Here is a 1,750-nt window from a genome sequence, read left to right on the forward strand (position 1 = left end):
AAGCATTCCGACGGGCGGAAAGTGTTTGCCGATCTTTACATCGACGACAAGGCCGTGAACCCGCTTGCAATAGAACTTTTCAGCGCGGCGGAAATTATCGCCCCGGAATTACAGCGGGTTTCGGCGGTTATCGGGCCGAATTTAAGGCAGATTGCGGAAACGCTGACCCCGCATTTGTGGAGGGCCGCGGCGTATATGCGGGCGATTATGAGGGACGCAAGATGAAGCCGATCGCGATTGAACGCCACAGAGCGGGACAGGCCCGCAGGAAGCGGCAGGGGGTATATTTGCGCGAACGGGTGCGGCTGGCGGTCATTGCGAAATATGCGGCCCTGACCCTTGCTGGAATCATGCTTTTTAGAGCGGGTCAAGCCCGTGCCCTGACTGAACGCGGGTGCGCCGCGGTGGGCGGTGAGGGATTCACCCTATTACTCCCCGCCTTTTACTTCCTGATTTCGCGTGCTGTCCGCGACTTGATCGAGGACGCGCAGAACGAAAATTGCAAAAATAGGAGGACATAAGACCATGAAGCAACAACTTTCAACCCTGAAAGACGGCGCACGGTTCGTTTATGGCGGCGTGGAATGGGTCAAGCTTGAACATCTATACACTGAATCCGGCAAACTGGAAACGGTTGCCATTGCCGCCGAACCCGTATTTGAACGGGCTTTCGATGAAGAAAATTGCAACGATTGGCGCAAGTCGTCCTTGCGCCGGGAACTGAACGGGGCATTCCTTGACGCGCTGATTGCAGAGGGCGCAGACCCGGCGGCGTTCAAGGAGTTTGAAAGCGACCTGACCGCCGACGACGGTATGACGGACTACGGAACCGCGCGGGACAAGATCGCCCTGATTACGTGCGATCTTTACCGCGAACACCGGGCTTTGCTTCCGAAAATCGGGTGCTGGTGGTGGACGCTGACCCCGTGGACGTGCGACCCTGAATACTCGTACAGCGTCCGCGCCGTCCATTCCTCCGGCGCGGTGGGCTGGAACTACGCGTTCAGCGGCGGCAGGGGCGTTCGCCCGCTTTGTCATTTGGAATCTTCAATCTTTGTATCTGTTCCCGATGAAGAGGGAATGCAGATGAACAGGGGCGAAGCTATCGAGGAAGCCCGCGACGCGGTGCTGGACACGCTGAACGACTACCCCGCGGACCTTTGGGGCGACGCGCTGGGCGCGGCGGTTGCGTCCCTCTTCCAATCAAAGCAGGACGCGGCAGACATGGCAGAGGAAGAAAAAGCAAGTCGAGAGGTCAGCACGACCGAAACGGAACCGCCAGAGGGGATTTTTTAAGCCCGCCGCGGTAAAAACTGCATAAGAAAACCGCCCCGCGCGTTTTGAGAGAACGCGCGAAGCGGATTCCGCCGATGAAAATAAATCATCAATCAACCTATGGATAAAGTATAGCATAGATCGGCGGAAAAGTCAACAAAGAACGCCGTTTTTATGCGGCGTGGCGGGCTTGTAGTGGGTATTAAGATTCCGGCGAAAGCTTGTCCACGTCATACAGGAAGCAACGGGGAGATCAGCAGGGTTCGGCCCTTGCCCTTTGTTCTTTTCTTTTGTCTATATCTCTTCATACGCCGCCGAGGGTGATGGGGGGGTTGCAAGGGGGGAAGAGGGAGGGGGCGTTGTGTGAACCCTCTTCCCCCCTTGCAAGGTTAGGTATAGCAGACAGCCGGAAACAGAACACGCCCGCTTCATTCATCGACAGAAAGAGGGTGAAGCACGGTGCGAAGTTTCATTC

Annotated in this window: 3 protein-coding genes; all 3 read left to right on the forward strand. The window is 56.6% G+C overall.

Features of this window, described 5'->3' with window-relative positions; all coding sequences use genetic code 11:
* A partial coding sequence (locus tag D7X94_RS18645; RefSeq protein ID WP_158591082.1) for a hypothetical protein occupies positions 1-225 on the forward strand: 225 nt, incomplete at its 5' end.
* On the forward strand, positions 222-521 hold the full coding sequence (locus D7X94_RS17840) for a hypothetical protein (protein WP_120429160.1): 300 nt from the start codon (positions 222-224) through the stop codon (positions 519-521). The genes D7X94_RS18645 and D7X94_RS17840, both read left to right, overlap by 4 nt.
* Positions 522-525: 4 nt before the next feature.
* Positions 526-1,296, forward strand: a complete 771-nt coding sequence (locus D7X94_RS17845) for a DUF6273 domain-containing protein (RefSeq protein ID WP_120429162.1) — start codon at positions 526-528, stop codon at positions 1,294-1,296.
* Positions 1,297-1,750 lie beyond the last annotated feature (454 nt).

It is taken from the genome of Acutalibacter sp. 1XD8-33, assembly GCF_003612555.1.
Taxonomy (GTDB): Bacteria; Bacillota; Clostridia; order Oscillospirales; family Acutalibacteraceae; genus Acutalibacter.

Excerpts from the sequence above, each read along its gene's own strand:
- D7X94_RS17840 (WP_120429160.1), top strand. The coding sequence starts at position 222 with ATGAAGCCGATCGCGATTGAACGCCACAGAGCGGGACAGGCCCGCAGG.
- D7X94_RS17845 (WP_120429162.1), top strand. The coding sequence starts at position 526 with ATGAAGCAACAACTTTCAACCCTGAAAGACGGCGCACGGTTCGTTTAT.